The organism is Daejeonella sp. AP26, assembly GCF_056680515.1.
This window is the reverse complement of the sequence record NZ_CM155286.1, coordinates 3,656,317-3,677,012: the sequence shown is the minus strand read 5'-3', so window position 1 is coordinate 3,677,012 and position 20,696 is coordinate 3,656,317. Positions and strand designations below refer to the sequence as shown.

20 protein-coding genes are annotated in these 20,696 nt (G+C 40.4%); 10 read left to right on the top strand and 10 right to left on the bottom strand.

Going from position 1 to position 20,696, the window contains the following annotated elements; translation table 11 throughout:
• Positions 1–6: 6 nt before the first annotated feature.
• The 6 genes from AC1MCB_RS15720 (at position 7) to AC1MCB_RS15695 (ending at position 5,696) form a co-directional block, all read left to right on the top strand.
• On the top strand, positions 7–1,497 hold the full coding sequence (locus AC1MCB_RS15720; protein ID WP_479965662.1) for a RagB/SusD family nutrient uptake outer membrane protein: 1,491 nt from the start codon (positions 7–9) through the stop codon (positions 1,495–1,497).
• Positions 1,498–1,584: 87 nt separating this feature from the next.
• Positions 1,585–2,406, top strand: coding sequence for a PKD domain-containing protein (locus AC1MCB_RS15715; RefSeq protein WP_479965661.1), 822 nt, complete (start codon positions 1,585–1,587; stop codon positions 2,404–2,406).
• 119 nt (positions 2,407–2,525) lie between these two features.
• Positions 2,526–3,962, top strand: a complete 1,437-nt coding sequence (locus AC1MCB_RS15710; RefSeq protein ID WP_479965660.1) for a glycoside hydrolase family 30 protein — start codon at positions 2,526–2,528, stop codon at positions 3,960–3,962.
• Positions 3,963–4,034: 72 nt separating this feature from the next.
• Positions 4,035–4,607: a DUF1543 domain-containing protein gene (locus tag AC1MCB_RS15705; RefSeq protein ID WP_479965659.1), complete on the top strand. Its 573-nt coding sequence runs from the start codon at positions 4,035–4,037 to the stop codon at positions 4,605–4,607.
• Positions 4,608–4,682: 75 nt separating this feature from the next.
• On the top strand, positions 4,683–5,165 hold the full coding sequence (locus tag AC1MCB_RS15700) for a hypothetical protein (protein ID WP_479965658.1): 483 nt from the start codon (positions 4,683–4,685) through the stop codon (positions 5,163–5,165).
• A gap of 69 nt (positions 5,166–5,234) precedes the next feature.
• A complete protein-coding gene (locus AC1MCB_RS15695; RefSeq protein ID WP_479965657.1) occupies positions 5,235–5,696 on the top strand; it encodes a hypothetical protein in 462 nt (153 codons plus the stop codon).
• Between the two features lie 17 nt (positions 5,697–5,713).
• On the opposite strand, the gene AC1MCB_RS15690 is transcribed toward AC1MCB_RS15695, so the two are convergent.
• Complete coding sequence (locus AC1MCB_RS15690) at positions 5,714–6,835, bottom strand: AI-2E family transporter (protein ID WP_479965656.1); 1,122 nt, start codon at positions 6,833–6,835, stop codon at positions 5,714–5,716.
• A gap of 162 nt (positions 6,836–6,997) precedes the next feature.
• Between AC1MCB_RS15690 and AC1MCB_RS15685 the strand changes: the two genes are divergently transcribed.
• Both AC1MCB_RS15685 and AC1MCB_RS15680 read left to right on the top strand, forming a co-directional pair.
• On the top strand, positions 6,998–8,584 hold the full coding sequence (locus AC1MCB_RS15685; RefSeq protein ID WP_479965655.1) for a M20/M25/M40 family metallo-hydrolase: 1,587 nt from the start codon (positions 6,998–7,000) through the stop codon (positions 8,582–8,584).
• 214 nt (positions 8,585–8,798) lie between these two features.
• A complete protein-coding gene (locus AC1MCB_RS15680; RefSeq protein WP_479965654.1) occupies positions 8,799–9,233 on the top strand; it encodes a DUF983 domain-containing protein in 435 nt (144 codons plus the stop codon).
• Between the two features lie 6 nt (positions 9,234–9,239).
• Here AC1MCB_RS15680 and AC1MCB_RS15675 read toward each other — a convergent pair whose 3' ends face one another.
• The 4 genes from AC1MCB_RS15675 to AC1MCB_RS15660 form a co-directional block, all read right to left on the bottom strand.
• On the bottom strand, positions 9,240–9,848 hold the full coding sequence (locus AC1MCB_RS15675; protein ID WP_479965653.1) for an LEA type 2 family protein: 609 nt from the start codon (positions 9,846–9,848) through the stop codon (positions 9,240–9,242).
• 35 nt (positions 9,849–9,883) lie between these two features.
• Complete coding sequence (locus AC1MCB_RS15670) at positions 9,884–10,225, bottom strand: hypothetical protein (protein ID WP_479965652.1); 342 nt, start codon at positions 10,223–10,225, stop codon at positions 9,884–9,886.
• Between the two features lie 89 nt (positions 10,226–10,314).
• Positions 10,315–11,991, bottom strand: a complete 1,677-nt coding sequence (locus AC1MCB_RS15665) for a dipeptidyl-peptidase 3 family protein (RefSeq protein ID WP_479965651.1) — start codon at positions 11,989–11,991, stop codon at positions 10,315–10,317.
• A 60-nt stretch (positions 11,992–12,051) separates the two neighbouring features.
• Positions 12,052–13,293: an acyltransferase family protein gene (locus tag AC1MCB_RS15660; protein ID WP_479965650.1), complete on the bottom strand. Its 1,242-nt coding sequence runs from the start codon at positions 13,291–13,293 to the stop codon at positions 12,052–12,054.
• 224 nt (positions 13,294–13,517) lie between these two features.
• On the opposite strand from AC1MCB_RS15660, the gene AC1MCB_RS15655 reads away from it, so the two are divergent.
• On the top strand, positions 13,518–14,321 hold the full coding sequence (locus tag AC1MCB_RS15655) for an N-acetylmuramoyl-L-alanine amidase (protein WP_479965649.1): 804 nt from the start codon (positions 13,518–13,520) through the stop codon (positions 14,319–14,321).
• Here the strand turns inward: AC1MCB_RS15655 and AC1MCB_RS15650 are convergent.
• From AC1MCB_RS15650 to AC1MCB_RS15630, 5 genes are all read right to left on the bottom strand, one after another.
• Positions 14,318–14,731, bottom strand: coding sequence for a response regulator (locus AC1MCB_RS15650; protein ID WP_479965648.1), 414 nt, complete (start codon positions 14,729–14,731; stop codon positions 14,318–14,320). The genes AC1MCB_RS15655 and AC1MCB_RS15650 overlap by 4 nt on opposite strands.
• Before the next feature lie 2 nt (positions 14,732–14,733).
• Positions 14,734–15,825 carry a hybrid sensor histidine kinase/response regulator gene (locus AC1MCB_RS15645; protein ID WP_479965647.1) on the bottom strand — a complete coding sequence of 364 codons (1,092 nt, stop codon included), beginning with the start codon at positions 15,823–15,825 and terminating at the stop codon, positions 14,734–14,736.
• Between the two features lie 4 nt (positions 15,826–15,829).
• The gene (locus AC1MCB_RS15640; RefSeq protein ID WP_479965646.1) at positions 15,830–18,001 is read right to left on the bottom strand and encodes a sensor histidine kinase; all 2,172 of its coding nucleotides are present in this window, start codon (positions 17,999–18,001) and stop codon (positions 15,830–15,832) included.
• Entirely contained in the window at positions 18,001–18,735 is a 735-nt protein-coding gene (locus AC1MCB_RS15635; RefSeq protein WP_479965645.1) for a hypothetical protein, read from the bottom strand. The genes AC1MCB_RS15640 and AC1MCB_RS15635 overlap by 1 nt, the downstream gene beginning before the upstream one ends.
• Positions 18,736–18,871: 136 nt before the next feature.
• Positions 18,872–20,014: a ThiF family adenylyltransferase gene (locus AC1MCB_RS15630; RefSeq protein ID WP_479965644.1), complete on the bottom strand. Its 1,143-nt coding sequence runs from the start codon at positions 20,012–20,014 to the stop codon at positions 18,872–18,874.
• Positions 20,015–20,128: 114 nt separating this feature from the next.
• Between AC1MCB_RS15630 and AC1MCB_RS15625 the strand changes: the two genes are divergently transcribed.
• On the top strand, positions 20,129–20,593 hold the full coding sequence (locus AC1MCB_RS15625) for a response regulator (protein ID WP_479965643.1): 465 nt from the start codon (positions 20,129–20,131) through the stop codon (positions 20,591–20,593).
• The last annotated feature ends 103 nt before the right edge of the window (positions 20,594–20,696 follow it).

The window sequence follows — 20,696 nt, the reverse complement described above, 5'->3', positions numbered from 1 at the left end:
AGCGACATGAAAACTAAAAACAAAGCTTTCTATACAATGGCAATAGCCATTCTAGTAGTTGTGTCCGCCTGCAAGGATTTTGTCGATCTCGAACCTATATCTACTGCTACTACTGCTAATGCATATAAAACTGCGTCAGATGCGGAGGCTGCACTAACTGGTGTATACGACTCATATGCGCAGGAGTATTATATATGGGATAATGTGATTTTCAGCGACGTGATCTCCGACAATCATTATGCCGGTGGTGACGACCAAAACATTATTGCGGTAGACAGGCTAGAAATTACGCCTACAAATGGGCGCCTTTTCAACATATGGAGTCAACTATATAATGCTATCGCAAAAGCGAACCTGGTGTTACAGAAAGTGCCAGAAATTAGTGATGTGAATCTTGATAATAATAGCCGGAGAGCGCAAATCTTAGGTGAGGCTTCGTTTTTACGCGCTTATCATTACTACCAGCTCGTTTCTTTATTTGGCGGAGTGCCCCTGGTAACAACACCAATTGCGTCAACAGAGCAGTCGGCCACCAATCTGCCTCGGGCGACTGAAGAAGAGGTGTATAATCAAATCATCCAGGACCTTGATTTTGCTGTGGCAAATTTGCCTGATACATATAATGGTGACCCTGGAATTTCAAAAGCCAGAGCTACAAAAGGCGCAGCAAACGCAGTATTGGCTAAAGTTTATGCTCAGAAACCTAGTAAGGATTACAATAAGGTTTTGCAATATGCGGACGCCGTGATTGCAAGTCCTGCAGGCTATCAACTTTTAAGCAATTATGACTTTTTATGGGATGGTGCGCACTATAACAACGCAGAGTCTATCATGGAAATCCAGTTTACCGGTGCTCCCGAGGGGAACTATGGACCCTCCTTACTCCTTCCGCCTTCGTTAGTAGGGCATACCTGGAGAAAGTTTGTAGTGCCATCACACGATCTCATTAATGCATTTGATGCTGCGGGAGACAATGTCCGTAAGAATTCCACTATTCTTTTTGAAAGTGCCCCTTGGGTAGATGAGTACTGGGGAAACAATTTAAATTCCGTTATCCCCTTTTCTTATAAATGGAGAAGCGCCCCAAGCTGGGATGGTAGTTCAAACAGGCAGTATATTATTCGCCTTGCCGACATTATCCTGTTAAAGGCTGAAGCGATGAATGAGTTGGGTCAGCCAATGGCGGCAATAAAAACAGTTATAGATCGGGTTAGAAGCCGTGTGGGTTTGCCCAACACAACTGCAGCAAACCAGGCTGAAATGCGTACTGCTATTTTAAACGAGCGCCGGTTAGAGTTCGCCCAGGAAGCGCAGCGTTGGAATGACCTTAAACGTTATGGTCGAGCTGTGGACGTGATGAACGCATTAAATGAGATAGATTTGCGCTCGAATGTTAAAACAAATTACAATGCTCAGCCAACGGATCTTTTACTTCCAATTCCGCAGCAGGAGCTTAACAGAAACACAGCTCTTACTCAAAATCCCGGCTACAACTAATTGATTTGGGCGTAAGTGTATGGGACTGCAATACAAACGATTAAAAATAGCTTTCGAATAAAACACAGGCATATAGTCTAAACGATTATGAAAACAAGATTCAGCAAACCATTATTGCTTTTGTTCACATTGGCAATAGCCATCTTTTCAGGATGTGAAGAAGATGATAATATCCCGGCATCAACAATTGGCTTTACTTCTACAGTAAATAATCTGTCAGTCGACTTTAAGAATGAATCAACCAATACACGTTATTTTTCGTGGGATTTCGGCGACAATACCACACCGTCTACTGTAATGAACCCATCTCATTTTTACGAAAATGAGGGAACGTACACGGTCACTTTGACTACAACTGGTCGTGATGGGAAGGAGCATACCACAACCGGCCAGGTTACAGTTACAGCCCCCGAAAACTTTGTTAAGGGCGGCAAAATGGATGCGGCAGATATTAGCAACTGGACAATTCTGAAAATAAGCCCCGGGGTAGAGATTACTTTTGAAAATGGTAAAGCAATTGCCAAGGGCGGGAATTGGGGACATGCCGCCATTTATCAGGCAATCCCGGTTGAAGCAAACCAACCTTATACATTCTCCGCTTTAGTAGCCGGCAGCGGAGCTACGGAAACCTGGCTGGAAGTATACTTTGGAACTTCGGCACCAATTCAAAATACTGATTACACTACCGGAGGGAATCAGTTTGGATTAAGTACATGGGACGGATGCGGCAACACACCGTTTAGTGGTAACCTGGCAACGCTAGCCTGTGCGGGTGCTTCGAAAGGAAAAAATGGAGAGATCACTTTTCCGCAATCCGGAACCGTTTATCTGCTTATCAAAACAGGTGGTGCAAACTTGGGAGTTGAAGGAATTTCGATCGACAATGTTAGCTTGGTTAAAAAGGAATAATTTTTCTGGTTCTCCAATGAATTAGACTGCCTCTATAAACAGATAACGGGTCCGAATAAATTTGCATAAATTGAGGGCTCTCAGCAAATGCTGTTCAGCGATCAATTTAATTGTACTATATGAACCAGATACGAAAGACTATTTTAAGTGTAACGGTTGTTTTATTATCTATCTTAAGTTTAATTACCAGCTGCACGGTAAAACAACAGCAAGCGAAACAACAGAATATTCCTGTTATAGAATTCTGGCTTACTACACCGGATAAATCGGTTTTATTTCAGAAGCAAAGTGCTAATCTGGCTTTCTCAGATTCTGTTCCATCTGAACCGGTTATAGATATAGATCCTAAACAAAAATTCCAGTCTATGGATGGTTTTGGCTTTACCTTGACGGGGGGAAGTGCTATTGTTATTAACCGTATGGAGCCGTCGAAAAGGAAAGCATTGCTAAATGAGCTTTTTGGTATTGAAGGCAATAGTATTGGTATCAGTTATTTAAGGTTAAGCATTGGTGCTTCCGATCTCAGCGATTATGTGTTTTCATATAATGATCTTCCGGAAGGGGAAACGGACACAGCTATGCGGAAATTCAGCCTCGACCCTGATCGCAAGGATCTGATACCAGTGTTAAAAGAAATCTTGTCCATAAACCCTGATATCAAGATTCTGGGCTCGCCATGGTCGCCACCAGTTTGGATGAAAACAAATAAAAATTCAAAAGGTGGAAGCCTGGTGCCTGAGTATTACGATTCATATTCGAAATACCTGATCAGATATATTCAGGAAATGAAGAAGGAGGGGATAAGAATCGATGCGATTACTATTCAGAATGAGCCGCTTCATCCAGGAAACAATCCAAGTCTTTTAATGCTGGCAGCAGACCAGGCAGCATTTATTAAAAAGAGTCTTGGCCCGTCATTTAAAGCAGCGGGAATTAACACCAAAATTATACTTTACGATCATAATGCCGACCGTCCGGATTATCCAATAAGTATTTTGAATGACCCTGAGGCCAAAAAATATGTTGATGGCTCTGCCTTTCATTTATATGGAGGTCATATCGATAGCTTAAGCAAAGTGCATGAAGCGCATCCGGATAAGAATTTGTATTTCACTGAACAATGGATTGGAGCACCAGGTAAATTTCCTGAAGATCTGCTTTGGCATGTAAAGACACTAATAGTAGGAGCTCCTCGAAACTGGAGTCGGAATGTACTTGAGTGGAATCTTGCGGCTGACCCCAAAGAAGATCCGCATACGGAGGGTGGCTGTTACCAGTGCCTGGGCGCTATTACGGTTGATGGAAATACGGTAGTGCGAAACCCGGCCTATTATATCATTGCCCACGCCTCAAAGTTTGTAAGACCAGGGTCGGTAAGGATTCATTCTAACATGGTCCCCAATCTTCCGAATGTTGCCTTTGAAACTTCAGACAAAAAAACAGTTGTGATAGTAGTTAACGATAGTGCATCAGATCAGAACTTTAGTGTTCGGTTTGAGGGCAAAGCTTTCACAAGCTCCCTTAAGGCTGGTGCGGTGGGTACATATGTTTGGTAGAGCAGTATTGTATTAAGTGTTTGACATTGTATTTTTGGTGACTCTTAAATATTTTGAGTTTCCAATAACTATATGCCTTCTTTAAAACTTTTTATGCTCTTGCTCGGCTGTACTCCTCCGGGAAGAAATACAGAACAACATGACGTTTATTTCGCTATTGCATCAAGCATTAGGGATACGGTGCCACAAATTCTTAATTTCTGGCCTGAAGCGAACGGTAAAATTCATATAGATGCCTGGCGTGAAGTTACTCTGATCGACAATTATCGTGTCGATATAGTACGGCGCGACATTGAAAATCACAGGCTTGCAATCCCGAAAATTAAGTTGTTTTTCATAAATCTGGGAGGATATAAAGATGGTGAGTTTGACGAATTTCATTATAAGATTTTAACGCCTGCGATAGATAAGAATTTAGCGATAGTAAATGCTAAACAGACTGTTTTTTGTAAGCATATGCGCTTCACAGGGGCCGAATCACACATTGATGATAAGTTCGGTATCGATGTAGATGATATCTATGAAATAAGTGAAATCCTTCCGGCAGATATAAAACAACAATATTCCATTAGTTTGTCAGCCACCAATGCGGTCGGAGAGCCAGATAAATTGCATCTGGGCTATTTCAAACTGAACAATTTGTGATTTTTGGATCGGTGATTTAATAACCATTAATTTGGCAAGGTTAATGTATTGACCTTAATACAAAAATTGAAAATCATGAGAAAAATAATTTATTCTATTGCGCTTTTATTTACTGCGGCGGTTATGATTACTGCTTGTTCGTCAACCCGAAATGCTACGGCAACTGACACTACTATTGGCAGGGGAAAAATAACCGGAACATGGACGGTTAACTCAATTACTTATGAAGGTATTGTAGAAAGCGCAGTGCAATCAGTTTTCGATCAAGGGCCGGCTAGCGTATTTCAGGGCAGTACCTGGACTCTTACTAATAGTGGCAAGGGGATCTATGCTTTAACTAATGGAACTGTTCAGTCTATTTTTTGGGGATTAAATTCAAATGCAGGTACTCCTGAGTTTACGTTTAAAAAATTGCAAGAAGGTGAGAAAGCAAAAAACGTAGACGCCGGGTATAAGTTGCAGGTGGCTAGTGCAGACGGCGATAACTTAATTTTAAAAGCACCGGTTCAATACGGTGGTGGAACAGGCTATATTGTTTACAATATGGTTAAGAAATAATATTTTATAAACAAGGAACAGTGAATATGAAGCCGGGGAATTATCTCCGGCTTTTTTTAATTCAAAATCATGAAAAAGCTACTTTTTTGGTCTGCAGTTATATGCGTTATCTCAGCCTGCAACCAGAGTAATAGTCAGAAGGCAGTTGAATCTAAGAGAAATGGCAATGCTGAAATAGCAGACACACTATGTTTTAGTAGTTATAGTGGTTTAGAAAACCAAGATACTGCTTACGTGAAATTAATCATAAAAGGGGATAATGTTACAGGCAATTTTTCGAATTTTCCTTATGAAAAAGATTCTCGTATTGGTACAGTGACAGGTGTGAAATCTGGAAACCTGATCAAAGGGACATGGCACTATCAGCAGGAGGGAATCAACGATTCTAACTCTTATGAATTCAGGCTCGAAGACAATAAATTGTTGCAAAAGAAAACCAGCTATGACTTAAACACCGGGCTAGAAGTACTAACAGACACCGCAGCGTTCAGTATTGAGTTTTTAAAGGCAGACTGCAAAAGAGTAAGATAATAATATCTACAAAATTATCAATCTGTAGTGTTTGCCTCTGACGAAGCTATATTCTTCTTTATCCGGAATCTAGGGAAACTCATTGGACTCTTATTCGGTAAATCATCTCCTAACAGTACACCCCATTGTTTAAACATTTCCGTGCGGTCAAAGATTATTTTTAAAACCGCAATAATTGGTAGAGCCATAAACATACCAGAGATTCCAGCTAACGCCCCCCCTATAAACACTCCCAATATAGCACTCAGTGCATTAATCTTAACTTTTGAACCTACAATACGTGGCATCAATATATTATTGTCTAGAAACTGCACGAATGCTATCGTTAGTAGCACCGTAATGATAGGAGTCAATTCCTGGGAGGACGTTAACGTCAGCAGAACGCCAATCAGGTTTCCGAATAAGGCACCTATGTAAGGGATTAAGTTCAACAAAGCAAAAATTACCCCTATAAGTAAGGCATGTTTTATGCCGAACAACAATAGTATTCCTCCCAGCAAAACGGTGATGTAGGTAATCTGAATAAGCAATCCAATCAAGTAGCTCTTTATGATTACTTCTGTCTCTTTCATTCCCTCTTCAACTTTCTTATGATCTGAGGATTCGAACCACATAAAAACAAATCGGAGTAAGAGATTTTTATAGAAAAGCATCAAATAGATGTAAATGGGAAGCAATCCAAAGAACAGAAAAAGATTTGTTAAAGAACCGGCAGCACCTCCTAATATGTTTCCTGCGGAGCTAAGCATCTTTTCACTCTGCTCGTTTATCAATTTGAGTTGCTCGGTGGTAGAGTAATCAAAAACATCGTTTACCCAGGCGCTCAAAGATGCTAAGTGCTTATTCACATTTGATTTTATACTTGGAAAGTCAGCGACCAGGGAGCCGATCTGCGATGAGAAAAACCAAACGATTCCAGCGAGAAAGAAAGCGAGCAATAGAATCGGTAATAATATCGCCAGGATCTCGGGAAATCTTTTTTTCTTGAAGAAACGATAAACAGGCAGCAGTAAAATGCTCACAAAAAAAGCAAGCAGTACTGGCATGATAATATCCTTTCCCAGTACAATTAGCGCGCCCACGAGAAATAAACCCAACAATTCAAGAGATCGTTTTACGGTTACTGGCATTTCATTCATATATAATATAGTTTCCCGGTCAGTAATTGGAAAATTACAAAAACATCATCGGTGCGTATCAATAAAGGGAAAAATTCATTTATTGTTTGACATTTATAAACTAAACGTATCAAACTAGTTACCCGCTTTTCCTATTGATAAGCATTTGAATATATTAGCGACATGGAAAGATATAGTTTTATTAGAATACAACATTCTGGGAAGACGAGGAAGCTTTTGTGCATCGTCTTCATGTTTACTGGTTATGTTTCTTTTGCTCAAAGCAAAAACCCGGTCGTTGAAAGTATTGTAAAGGAAGCGACAGATAATTCGCAGCTGGAATTGCTCGCACATGAGTTGCTTGATGTAATTGGGCCTCGTTTAGTTGGAACCCCACAGATGACTCAGGCAAATAAATGGGCTGTCGAGAAATATAAAAGCTGGGGAATCACAGCTAAAAATGAAAAATGGGGTGAATGGAGAGGTTGGGAACGCGGCCCATCTCAGATTACGATGGTTTCCCCCCGAATTAAATCTCTTGAAGGTACCCAGCTAGCTTGGAGTCCTGCAACTTCAAACAAGGGGGTTACCGCAGAATTGATAATTATAGCAGACGTAGCTGACTCTTTGGCTTTCCAAAACTGGCTACCCAACGTTAAGGGAAAGTTTGTTTTGATTTCGATGAACCAGCCTACAGGAAGAGATGAAAGCAATTGGGAAAAGTATGCAACTAAGGAGTCGCTTGAAAAGATGAAGCAGGAGCGGACAACATTAACTGCTGCCTGGCGTAAACGGATAAGTAAAACTGGTTACAATACTAAGACATTAGCGCAAGCGCTCGAGAAAGCTGGCGCTGCAGGTATTGTTGGCTCAAACTGGTCAGGAGGTTTCGGAGTTAACAAGATTTTTGGAGCAAGTACTAACAAAATACCTACCGTTGATATTGCTCTGGAAGACTACGGTATGCTCTATCGGTTGGTTGAATCAGGCAACAAACCAAAAATAACCGTCCGTGCTGATTCAAAGAAGTTAGGTATGGTGCCAAACTTTAATACCATTGCCGAGATTAGAGGAACTGAGCTGCCGGATGAGTATGTAGTTCTTTCTGCCCATTTTGATTCCTGGGATGGCGCTACCGGTGCAACGGATAATGGGACTGGTACAATAACTATGATGGAAGCAATGCGCATCCTAAAGAAGCTATACCCAAATCCTAAACGTACCATCCTTGTAGGTCATTGGGGAAGCGAAGAACAAGGACTGAATGGTTCGCGTGCTTTCGTTGAAGATCATCCTGAGATTGTCAAAAATATTCAAGCTGTTTTTAATCAGGATAATGGTACTGGAAGAGTAGTAAATCTTGCAGGCCAGGGGTTCTTGAATTCGTACGATTATCTTGGCCGCTGGCTAAGTAGTGTGCCTGAAAACATCCGGGATGAAATTAAAACAACATTCCCCGGAACTCCTTTTGGTGGTGGGTCCGATTTTGCATCCTTTGTGGCAGCAGGCGTTCCCGCATTTTCGCTAAGTTCTTTAAGCTGGGATTATCCTACCTATACCTGGCATACTAACCGCGACACTTACGATAAAATTGTCTTTGATGATGTTCGGAGTAACGCAATTCTAACGGCAATTATGGCTTACATGGCAAGCGAGGATTCTGTAAAGACTTCACGTGACCGGAGTGTTCTGCCACTTAATCCGCGCACTGGTGCGCCTGCAACGTGGCCTGAACAAAGATCGCCGACAAGAAAAGGTGGAGTGGAATAATTTTTTATAATCACTTGTTACTAAGCCGCTCCATGTTCAAAGGACTTGGAGCGGCTTTTTTCTTTACCGATGTTCGTATTGGAACTGAATTGTAAAGTTTACGAAATGAACTGTAATTATTATCAGGGCTTAATATGCTGTTTGTATCTTTGCGTAATAGGAATCAAAGGCGTTCATCCCGCCACTTCATAAAGTCGGAAATCAATAAAATACAATGAAAAGTAAACCCGCTTCTAACGAAATTTCAAAACTGACTGCGGCCTTGCAATCAAAGTGTCCGCGTTGCCGGCAGGGTAATATGTTCGCGAATTCAATGTATGGCTTTAAAACCCAGGTTATGAACGAATATTGTCCTCATTGCGGATTGAAGTTTGAGCGGGAACCAGGGTATTTTTATGTGGCAATGTTTGTTAGCTACGCATTCAACGTGATCCAGATGGTTGCAGTAGGGATGCTTACTTACTTTTTTACTGGTGAAGAGAATTCCCCATGGATATACATTGGGGTTATTTTTGCAGCTGTAGTTTTATTATCGCCATTTAACTACCGGTATTCCCGCGTAGTACTTTTGTATTGGTTAACGCCTGGTTTAAATTACTCGCCCGAAAGGAAAGATCAGTCTGGGAGAAATCCCGAAATTCAGAGGTAGACTTACCTAGAAGAGAATCTTGCTGCTCACTTCTTTTTCAATTGTAATATAACCCGGATAGTTTACAAGGTTATCACCAATTGCAATTGAAGGTTTGATCTTCAAGGTTACAATTCCCTTTCTTTCGGTTGCCGAGTCATTGCCACCTTTCATGAAGTCAACAATTTCCTGCATGGTATTCCCATTAGATAAGATTTGGTAAATATTTGCATTAATGCTTACAGGAACAATTATGGAGTCGCCCGCAGCGATGCTAACTTTTTGATTGACCAATCCGTTAGCCAGTTGTTGTCCTTTAACCAAAACCTGATATTCAAATCGGTTAATTGCAGCATCTTGCTGCGTAGGGTTTTTAATTTTAAGATTGATTCGTGCCTTCAAAGGAATGTTCCTCTGTAGATAAGCCCAGGCAACTTCCGGCATGCTCCCAATGTTGATGGCGTTGTTGCTGATCATTTTGCTTACATCTTTCCCCGCTATGTAAATGCTATCTGCTGAACGGATCTCATAGATGCAGTCCTCAAGAGTTTGAAGTTGTTTAGCCTGCTTATTAATGCCACAGCCGAATATTGTTAGCGCCAGGCAGCTAAGCCAGACTAATTTTTTAAAAAGCATCTGCTTATTTGTAAAGTGATTTAAGAAAGTATTTACTAAAGAGGCGCTCCAACGGCCAGGTCACAACGGTGGCCAGGCATGCCGTGCTGAGGATTATTTTTTGGTTTAGCCGGCGCAGCAACCTTTTGCTCTGCGGTAACAGTTAATGGAGCACCAACAGGTAGATCACATCGGTGTCCCGGAAGTCCATGTTCAGGATTCAAGCCTTCTTGTGCAGTAGTATTAATTACCGGCGCGGTGAAGCCCTCAGCGGTGGGATCTTGGGTGTTTTGAGCATTAGGTATTGCTTCAGTTTTTTGGGAATCCCTGGTGTACACATAGGTGAATACGGAAGCTCCTATTAATACTATTATGACAAGAATATAAATGGTTTTCATAGTTAAAAGATAATGTCAGATAAACAAAGATAGATAAAACAATAGTTTGCGATTCACAGCAGTGTAAAAAGCAAGGTTCAAAAATAATACTAGTTCAATCCAAGTACGTTTACTCCCTGTTCAAAAACTACATCCACAGGAATTCCTTTTTCTCCCAGACGGTTGAGATCCTGCTGAAGCTGATTGCTGATAATTCCTTTTTCTTTCTGCAGTTTCTCCACTCCAGCTTTGTCGCCATTACCCTGTAACGTTAAAATTTCGCGACTTAAATCATTCATTGCTGTTGCAAACTTGTCAAAGTTTACTTTGTAGGTACCGTTTTGAGAGCGCTCAAAAGCACCTTTTTCCTCAAAGAAGTTGAAGCATTGCATGTTTGCCTTTCCATGGGCGCTTGCTCCTCCAAAACGCACTGAGCGTAATATCCCTGCCATAAAAGTTGTGTAGAAATCTTTTATATCGCCCTGTAGCTCTCCTTTTTTCAGAAGTGAAGTAACCATATATAAACCAAGTATATCTGCCTTACCTTCCTCAAGCCACGATCCCTGTTCCTGTAAAGCAGTTCGAACATAGCCTTTGCCATTTACCGTCGATTTAATACCTAACCCATGGGCTACTTCATGAAACATTACGTTGGAGAAGAAAGCATCAAATGTTACGTATTTCTGTTGTTCCTTGTCAATTAGTTCTCCGGAGATAGGCAACAATATCTTGTCAAACTTAGCACGCATCGCATTCTTTAATTGTGACCGTCGGGTGCCTTTTTTCTGTTGTATCTCCTCATCGTTAGGCAAATTCACTGCAATTGTTTTAGAGCCTGCATTACAATCTCCTGCATAATAGATGATGTCATATGCATTCAATTGAGATTCAGTACCCGGTGTTTCATTTTTATATTTTTGGTCAACCGGTAAACCCCGCTGCAATTCAGGTAGCATGGATACGTATTTCTCCAATCGTTTGCTCCATTCTTTATCTTTTACAAGCACATAGGCCTCGAATGATGTTCGGGTGCTTAATAACTTATCTTCGTAATTTTCGATGGGTCCAATGATTAGATCAATACCATTATTCTTCATGTCCATCCAAGCATAGTCACTTGCGGTATAATTACTATTCATCAACGCTTCTGACCTGAGAGTAAGATATTTCTTTAAACCCGCATCTTCAGCAAGAACAGATGCCTGTTTTAACAGGTTTGATGCTTTTTGCAGGTCATCTTTATAAAATACATGGTAAGGGATAGATTCAAGCTGACCGGATGTGTTCCTGCGAATGACAGAATATTGTCCACTTTTATCTTTAACGCTAGATTCTTCTAATTCCTCTTTGCTTATATCTGCTGGGTAAAAGCCAGCTCCATCTGGTTTCGGTCCTATTCCTGCAACAAATGGCTTATCACCATTTAAGCGATCCCAGGGACCGTAGTTGATAGATATAAACTCCTTTGTCTTCTGGTCTTTTACTTCCTTTAAAAGGCTGTCGCGCTGCGGGTAGGCTTGTTTCCAAAATAAATTATCCATCACCTTCGCTGCTTCAATCAGCAATGGAATCATCTTACGTTCGTTATCTGTCAAGGTCTCCAGATTGGTAGTTAATTTTACTTTTTCGTAGATTGGTAAGCGGTCGGCAACATAGCCTAACAATGAATCAGCATTTTTTTCTTTAATTTTTTCATCGTTTGTTTGGGGATTACGATTGCATGCCGATAGTCCAATACTTGCTGACAGCGCCATTAACAAAATATTGGATGTGAAGTTAAATTTCATATTTCTGATGTTAATCAGCTATAAATATAGCTAAAACCTGCAAGCCTCATCATCATCGCTTTAGCTGGGATCTATCCGTTTGCGATTGATAAAACTCAATTGAGGCAGAAATTTACTTACATAGTCCACCGATCGTGGGAAGCTCTCACTCAATGTCAGATTGGTTTTTATCCCAAACATCAACCTTAAAATCATAAATCGTTTCAGTAACATCTCATAGGTTAGCAAGATGATCGTCAATGTTCCTGCAATGATTAGACAAAACTTGGTAAGAATTGATGCATCCATGGGTATCAGATAGTAAGCCAGTGCTATTATGATGGTTTGATGAAAGATGTAAAATGGATAAACAATACTATTCGCATAGGTTAGAAACCTGTTTCCGAAGTTTAGGTAACGCATGGCAAATCCGGCGAGTGCAATTACCCAAAACCATTGGTTTAAAGAAATTAGTGGTAGCAATAGAGGCCCTTGTACCCATTCCCTGATACCAAATGTATTGACTGGGGAGTCAAACTGCAGCCATACAAGGCTGTAAAGAATTATCGTTGTAGCCGTTCCTGCTAGTAGTGCTGCAGTGCGCTTTTCCTTAAAAACTGCCCTTATTTGAGGTCGAATAAAGAATAGGGAACCAAAAAAGAAATATGGAATATAATACAATAAGTCAGTTATATTATCACTTTTTACAAAATTCGAAGAGATGTAATAGGGCAGGTGCAACAGTAGGATCACTGGAAAGAGCACAGCTGGGCGGCTCATAGAACTGGTGGCCGCAGCAAGCATTGACTGCCCGGTTTTGGTTTTCAGGAAGGAAGTGAACGGTAAAATGGCTATGCTGAAAATGAAGATAAAAGCCAGATACCAAAGGTGAAGCCAGTGAAAATTGCCGCGCGGAAACCATTCAGGGTTTAACAGGCGAAGATAAAAGTCTTGGATCGATTCCAGGTCTCCTTCAAATCGCCATATAAAAAATATCATTGGCGGAATTACGACTATCATACCAGCGATTAATGGTATAAATATTCGCATTAACCTATCGTCGACAAATTGTAAAATACTTCTCTTTTCTAATAACATAGATACAGCAACGCCAGAAATGATAAACAACAAAGGCATACGCCATTGCCGAAAAAATTTTAGAACGATAGCAATTGTTTGATTTGTTTCCGTGTTTGAAATCCACCAATGGGTGCCGGCGAAAACTTCTGCACAGTTAACCAGAACGAGAATTCCAAACGCAATAACACGCAACCAATCAAGATAAAATAAACGGGAAGGTTTAGGGGTAGAGGTTTTATGCATACAAAACGTGTTACAACGTCTAATTTATTTATTTTGACGAAATAAAAGCTTTCCGGTTTCACCGTATAATTAAGATTCGTTAACATGATATACGTAAAGCGTTTACTGTTAGTTACTTGATTTTCTTTTTGCAAACACTGTCTTACTAATGTTACAAGGAAATTAACTTCTAAACCGGCGATTTGTGAACTACTTATTATACTTGCGGTTTAATCTAACATCAAATGAGAAGGACCGATACTTTAGGATATCTAATTGTCTTAACAACATTAATTACTTCCTGCGTTACAAATCCCTACGCTGTTACCAACAGAGCCTATAAGAAGCAGAGCAAGCAGCTCTCAAAAGTAATCAGACAGATTCCAACAGAACCCTCTCCTTCAGAGTGGGTTGGGACTACAAACTTTGGGTTACGGAAACCGAATTATGTGATAATACATCACACAGCCCAAGCTTCTACAGATCAAACTCTCAAGACATTTACGTTGCCGCGTACGCAAGTAAGTGCGCACTATGTTATTGGTCGTGATGGAAAAGTGTATCATATGTTGAATGATTACTTAAGAGCATGGCATGGCGGCGCTAGCAAATGGGGTAATGCAACTGATATAAATTCATCTTCTATTGGTATTGAACTTGATAATAACGGTTTCGAACCTTTCTCAGATACACAGATTAGTGGCTTGCTGAAAGTGCTTGCCCAATTGAAGAAGAATTATGGCATACCTGCCACTAACTTTATCGGACATTCAGATATTGCACCGGGGAGAAAAGTGGATCCTAATTCAAACTTTCCATGGAAGAAATTGGCAGATAGCGGCTATGGATTATGGCCAGACCTTGTCTTAGATTCTGTTCCAGAAACGTTCAATCCACAGGAAGCTTTAAGAATTATTGGGTATGATGTAAAGAATCTCGACTTTGCAATCCGGGCTTTCAAACTGCATTTTATACAATCAGACATAAGCCCAATGCTGAATGAGTATGACAAACAAGTACTATATAACCTGTATAAAAAATATCTTTAGCCTGGGCTAACCCTCATAACTAATTCTTCTATAATTTCTTTATCAATTGGTTTTTTATACAAATTAATAATAGATGGGTAATTTCCGATCCGCATACGATCTGTTTCATTAGTCGATGATGATATCATAAAGATCATATAGGCAGATCTTTTATCGTCGGGCAATCTTTCAAATGCCTCGGCAAAATCAAATCCACTCATTAATGGCATCTGTATGTCGAGCAAAATGACCGTCTTATGCTCATCAGCGCTTATAAGAGGAGTGTCTTTGATGAATTTTAAAGCTTCTTCAGCTTCAGTGAAACTGCGTAGAGACTTCGAGTAGCCCGTGTTTTTGATTATTTTTTCAGAAATAAAACAATCCAGACGACTATCGTCGATCACAATAAAATTGACAAGTACAGATGACATTATTATTTATTACGGACTTTCACAGTAAAAGTTGTGCCCTCGTTTAATACAGAGTCAACTTTTATTTCTCCGTTTAGTTTTAGTAATGCATCTTTTACATTATAAAGTCCAAAACCGGAACCTACGTCCTGGGAGGTAGCCCGGAAAAACATATTGAAAATGTCACCGATATGATTACCTGATATGCCGATCCCATTATCTTTGATGAGCATAGTTAATTCTCCTGAATCAACAGTGATTTCCAGATCCACATTTTTATCTGCGCGATCCTTTTTCTGATACTTAAAAGCGTTGGATAGCAGATTATTAAGTATGATTTTCATTGACATGGCGTCGCCGCGAAAAGCTTCATTCTGTACGATTTTCGTACTAAAGTTTACATGTTTCATTTTAGCCGTAAGCCGGTGAGTTTCTAGCTGTTCTTTGACGATATCATTGAAATCAATCTCTGAAATCTCAAGCTGGCCGCGGTTTACATTGTAATAATCATGTATATTCTGAATATATGCATCCAGGTTTCCAACTGATTCTTTAATCAAGCCAAGCATCTCACGGATCTCCGACATGTCATTCATGTCCTTTGATAACTCTACAGCGCCCAGAATGCTTAGCAACGGATTACGCATATCGTGCGTTACGCTATAGGCAAATTTGTCGAGTTCATCATATGCTATCTGAAGTTCAGTGTTTTTCGATTCCATAAGCAAATTCGCCACGTAGAACTTGTTGGCCTCATTAATAGCCGTCATGATATCTGCTTCAGACCAGGGCTTTTTCACGTACCTGAAAACACTCCCTAAGTTAATTGCATCAATAACCGCTTCCACATCTGCATAGCCGGTTATTAAAATCCTGATAGGCTTCGGATAATCTCCCCTGATTGATTCAAAAAATTCAACTCCGGTAACATCTGGCATTCGCTGATCCGAGAAAATAACCCGGATATCCGGATGTTTAGTCAGTTGCTCAAGGGCCTCTTTATTATTTTGAGCAATCAAAATATTATACTGTAATCTGAAGGATGCCTTAAAACCAATGAGGTTGTTCATCTCATCATCCACATACAGAACTTTTATTTTTTCCGGCTTATCCACTTTACTAATTTTCTAAAGCTGCCATGATATAGGGCAACTCAATGATAAACTCTGTTCCAACCCCCACGGTTGTATCAATGCTAATTTCACCCTGATGTTTACGGATGGTATTATAAACGATAGACATTCCTAATCCGGTGCCTTCCCCAACATCTTTTGTAGTAAAAAATGGTTCAAATACTTTCTTTTTGGTAATCTCATCCATGCCGGTCCCATTATCAGCTATTTTAATGACTATGCCGTTGTCATCACATAAGGTCGTTATATTTATCTGCCCCCCCTGCTCTTCGCCGTATCTTTTCCTAATGGCGTGTATAGCATTGGAAATAATGTTAAGGAAAACCTGATTCAATTTTCCAGGGTAGCACTCTATCTCCGGGATGTCCGCATAATCTTTGACAAGCCTTATTCGATTAGTTAATAGATTATTGACAATGACAATAGTTGAATCAAGGCCTTCATTGATGCTAGCTTTTTTCAAGTCATCTTCATCAAGCCTTGAAAAAATTCGCAAGCCCTTCACAATCTCAGCTGTGCGTGAAGCGCCTTCGTGAATTCCTTTTATTAAGTGACCAATCTCCATCTTCAGATAATCAAAGTCAATCTCCTCCTTCAAATCATCTATCCGTTGCTGCTTATCATCCTGAGAATCTGAAGACAAAGCAACAGTTTCGATTGTGTCGATAGTCTCAAGCAATATATCAATATCTCTTTTAAGAGGGTTTACGTTGGACGTAACAAAATTGATTGGATTATTTATTTCATGCGCAATACCCGCCGTCAGCTGACCCAAAGAAGCCATTTTTTCAGCCTCTACAAGCTGGCTTTCAGCTTCTTTTAAGTCAACCAGCGTCTGACTGAGTTCTTCGTTTGCTTCATTTAATTCAAAGGTACGTTCTGACACGCGAGTTTCGAGTATCACGTTTTGCTCCCGGATAATTCGCTCATTTTCCTGGGCTGCCTTTAAGGCCTCTTCTTGCGACGCTTCTTTTTCTTTCTTAAGTGTGTTGATCCGATCAGCCAAAGCAAATGATAAAAGTACCGCTTCAATGGCTGAACCCAACTGAAGGCTATGAACTGTTAAAAAATTATATGGCAAGATCCCATAATCTTTTAATACAAATAAAAATACCGAGACAAGGAAGATAGTCCAGGCAACCAGAAAATATCTGGCTGGTCTGTACTTTTTGCGGGAAACCTTATAACCTGTAACGAGGATTACTAGCGCTCCAATGCCCGCCATCGCGTCTACTATATGATACGCCCAACCCTGATATCCCACAAGTAAAACAAGCAAAGCAATGATGTATCCCAGGTTTAATACATTTAGTAACGGATCAATCTTTAGGAGATAAATTTTGGTGCGAAGGAATGAGCGCGTGAAACTGATAGTAGCCAGACCCACCAGCGCACCACAGACTGTAACCATATTGTTAGCTAGCCAAACATTGTCGGTCCATAAAAAGCGATGTGAATAACCTAGCAATGTCGCTTGTGTTAGGGTTACCCAGAAGATATAGTTCACATATACCAGGTAACTTCTATCCCGGACTGATGCATAGATAAACAAGTTGTAGAATAGCATAACGAGCATAATCCCGAAGTAGATTCCTGCAAACAAATCTGCATTGCTTATAAAACTTAACAAGTTTGTATCGTTCCGAATAGTTACCGGGGCGAGTATTTGCTTGCTACCCTTCACTTTAACATAGCAGACAACGGCCTTGCCTGGATCGACATGAATATCAAAAATGTAATACTGAGTGTTATAAACCCTGTTTTTGACCGGTTCACTTCCAGAAATTGACAGGCTGTCAATGCGGCTATCCGGATATACGAGGTATAAAGTTACCTCGTCAATCGTCGGGTTTTCAACGTTAAGGACAACTTTGTCCTCGGATGACTTATTAACTAGTTTAAATCTGATCCAGCTGTTAAATGTGCTGACCCCAAAATTCGGAACGTTTACCTGGCTTCTCCTGAATAATTCCTGCTTATTGTTTCTGATGGTTCCAAAACTCAAATCTTCGGTCGAGTCCTGATGGATATCCACGTGCCGGCCAATATATACATTTTGATTTTGCTCATCAAAAACAACAGTAGACTGAGCTGCAACAGTTTTGGAGGCGAGGATCGCAACTATGAGAAGGAAAAGTAACTTTATGATATTGCACATTATATTAGCAATTTTTCAATGATACCAGATTCATACCATTCGTCAATGTGAGGAATCTCAAGGCTATATTGAATATCTAATTCTTTTTTCCGTAATACTTCTGTTGTTAGTTGATTGGGCGCAGCTCGTAAACTAAAAATTCGCTCCTGTTCAAATGGCTCCGCTTTTCTTAGTGTTTTCACATCTTCAAGCACTAATGCTGTAGCAATAAGATCAAGCTTTGGATAGTAAAAAGTACCATTGTTGCCAACAGTTTTCAGGATTTCATAGCCCACGTCCTGCGCCATTTTCACCGTATAAGGAGCAGCTAAACCAAACAGGGTCTGAAGTCCGATCTGACTGCAAATAGCAGCGCATGCCCGCGTTAAGAAAACACTTCCAATGCCCATTCCAGCTACTTCTCTCGAATTCCAAAGTCCGCAGATTTCACCCGTCCCGGTAACGGCATGCCCTTTAACGATATCATAAACTGAAGGGTCAAGATACCCCGTAGCTTCTTCAAGCGGTAGAGGCTGAGTTCCCCCGGCTACATTTACGCGAGCACCTCCGTAAACTTTAGAACGGTCTTCCGACTCTACAATGGTGACAAAGACTGCCGGATTAACCATCCAATTATCTTTTGATGAGGTCAATTTGTGAATCCCAATATTCTCAAGCACCTTTCGGTGGCCAAGCATAAATTTCTCACACGCATCATAATCATCTATTGCTCTAAACGCCCTGATTGTGATCATTTTATGAATCTTTTAGTTGCGATCCCCGCTGTTTAAGCCGTGGGTTATTCTGCAGTATTATAGCTGGTTTATAAATATTCATTGTTAATTTACCTGGTGAATTTTAATCGATGATGGATGTTGATGCTCACTAATTTCAGGAACGGGTTTCTTGCGGCTGCTGTCGTAGTATAGGTTGAGTATCGTGCTCTTCTGAGATAAGTTTGTCCGTGTCGATATAGTATCGTCCAGACTGAGAATACTGATTTAGTAATATACGGCGTGCAGCATCAGTTGTAATGGCGCCACCCAACACCACTGAGGATGCTAGTTGAGGTAAATTCTTAAGAGTTTTTCCAAGTTCTGACATGGAACTTTTAAGGCGGTCTGAAATCGTTTCAGCTCCAACGATTTTGAGTATTAACGAAATCTTTTCCGCCCCACTTAAACCGATGAAATCTTCAGGGGGGCAATTACCTATTAAACCATGAAGTATAGGTCTTGATGGCTCGAGGTCGAAGCGTTCGATGTCCAGCATTCCGCGATCATTGGTATCCATCACGACTGGGATCATTAATTCTCTAGCCCTGATTCTACTGGTAATCTTAGTTTCAAGACCGTCACAAACCTCAACAAGGAGATCTAACTTACCCCCCTGCAATAAAAAATTATCCATATTACTGGACGTTAGGCCGTCATTGTAAATTACAACTTTTATGAATGGATCTATCTCAACAATCTCGCGTGCAGCAATTATCGTTTTCTTAAGTCCTAAATTGTGTAAACCCGTGCGTAAACGATTTAGATTACTTAAATCTGCGGTATCAAAGTCAGCCAGGCGTATTTCTCCGCAAACACGCTCCATTGCCATTGTCAAAGCAATGGACTGTCCTACGGATAATCCTACCACGCCAATGGCTTTGGTTTTAAGGATATCCTGCTCAGCTTGTGTTATTTTATTGCGATTACGGTTGGTGCGTACTTCGATGAACTCCGCCTCATCAAGCAAATGGACCAAGCTTTGATTCCAGGGATAATATACCCAGACTCCATACTCGTGTTGTGGGCAGCCATTAAGGTGCCGGTCAATAAATCCAGCTAATTCTTCACCCATGATATCTTTCGAGGGATTTAGACAATTAATGAACTCTCGTAACTGACTTTCAATCTGGTCAAAAATCTTTATTGGTTGCTTGCTATTAATAAGCTCTTCATAGTTTTTTCTATCCTCTTCCTTATGCAGCCTGTAAAATAAAGGCTTAAAGGCATTATTAACTGTTTCCCCCAGTAACTGTTTCATTTATATCCCCTTAACTATCAATCGGTTTTTTTTTTGAATTCTAGTCCACAAAAAACCCGTCCCGATCTTAAATATCTTTATGCTATTTTTGTGCATTAAATACTTTGTACGCAAATGTCTGATAAAAAGATCAATTTACTTTATGTTGATGACGAAGAAAATAACCTGATGTCATTTAAGGCCACCTTTCGCCTGAAGTACAACGTCATGATCGCGTTGAGTGCAGCTGAAGCGATGAAAGTGTTAGAGAAGAAACCCGTTGAGATCATCATTACCGATCAGCGTATGCCGGGTATGACGGGCATCGAGTTTTTAGAAAAGGTTCTGGAAAAATATCCTGACCCTATCAGAATCTTACTGACTGGTTATGCAGATATGAACGCAGTGATCGACGCCGTCAATAAGGGGAAAATTTATCATTACCTAAGTAAGCCCTGGAACGAGGAAACTTTGGATTCAACTATAAAGAGTGCCTACGAAGCATACTGCAAAGACCTTGAAATAAAGACAATGAACGGAAAGCTGGCCACTTCCAATGATCAGCTCGAGTTTTTATTGCGTCAAAGCCTGCTTTCTTGATTTTTAATCAGGCTTTTAAAAAATTACTATCTTCAAAATATTGACACCGTCTAAAAGTCATTCTATAACTATATTTTCACGCGTCAAATTCCTCGGTCACCTG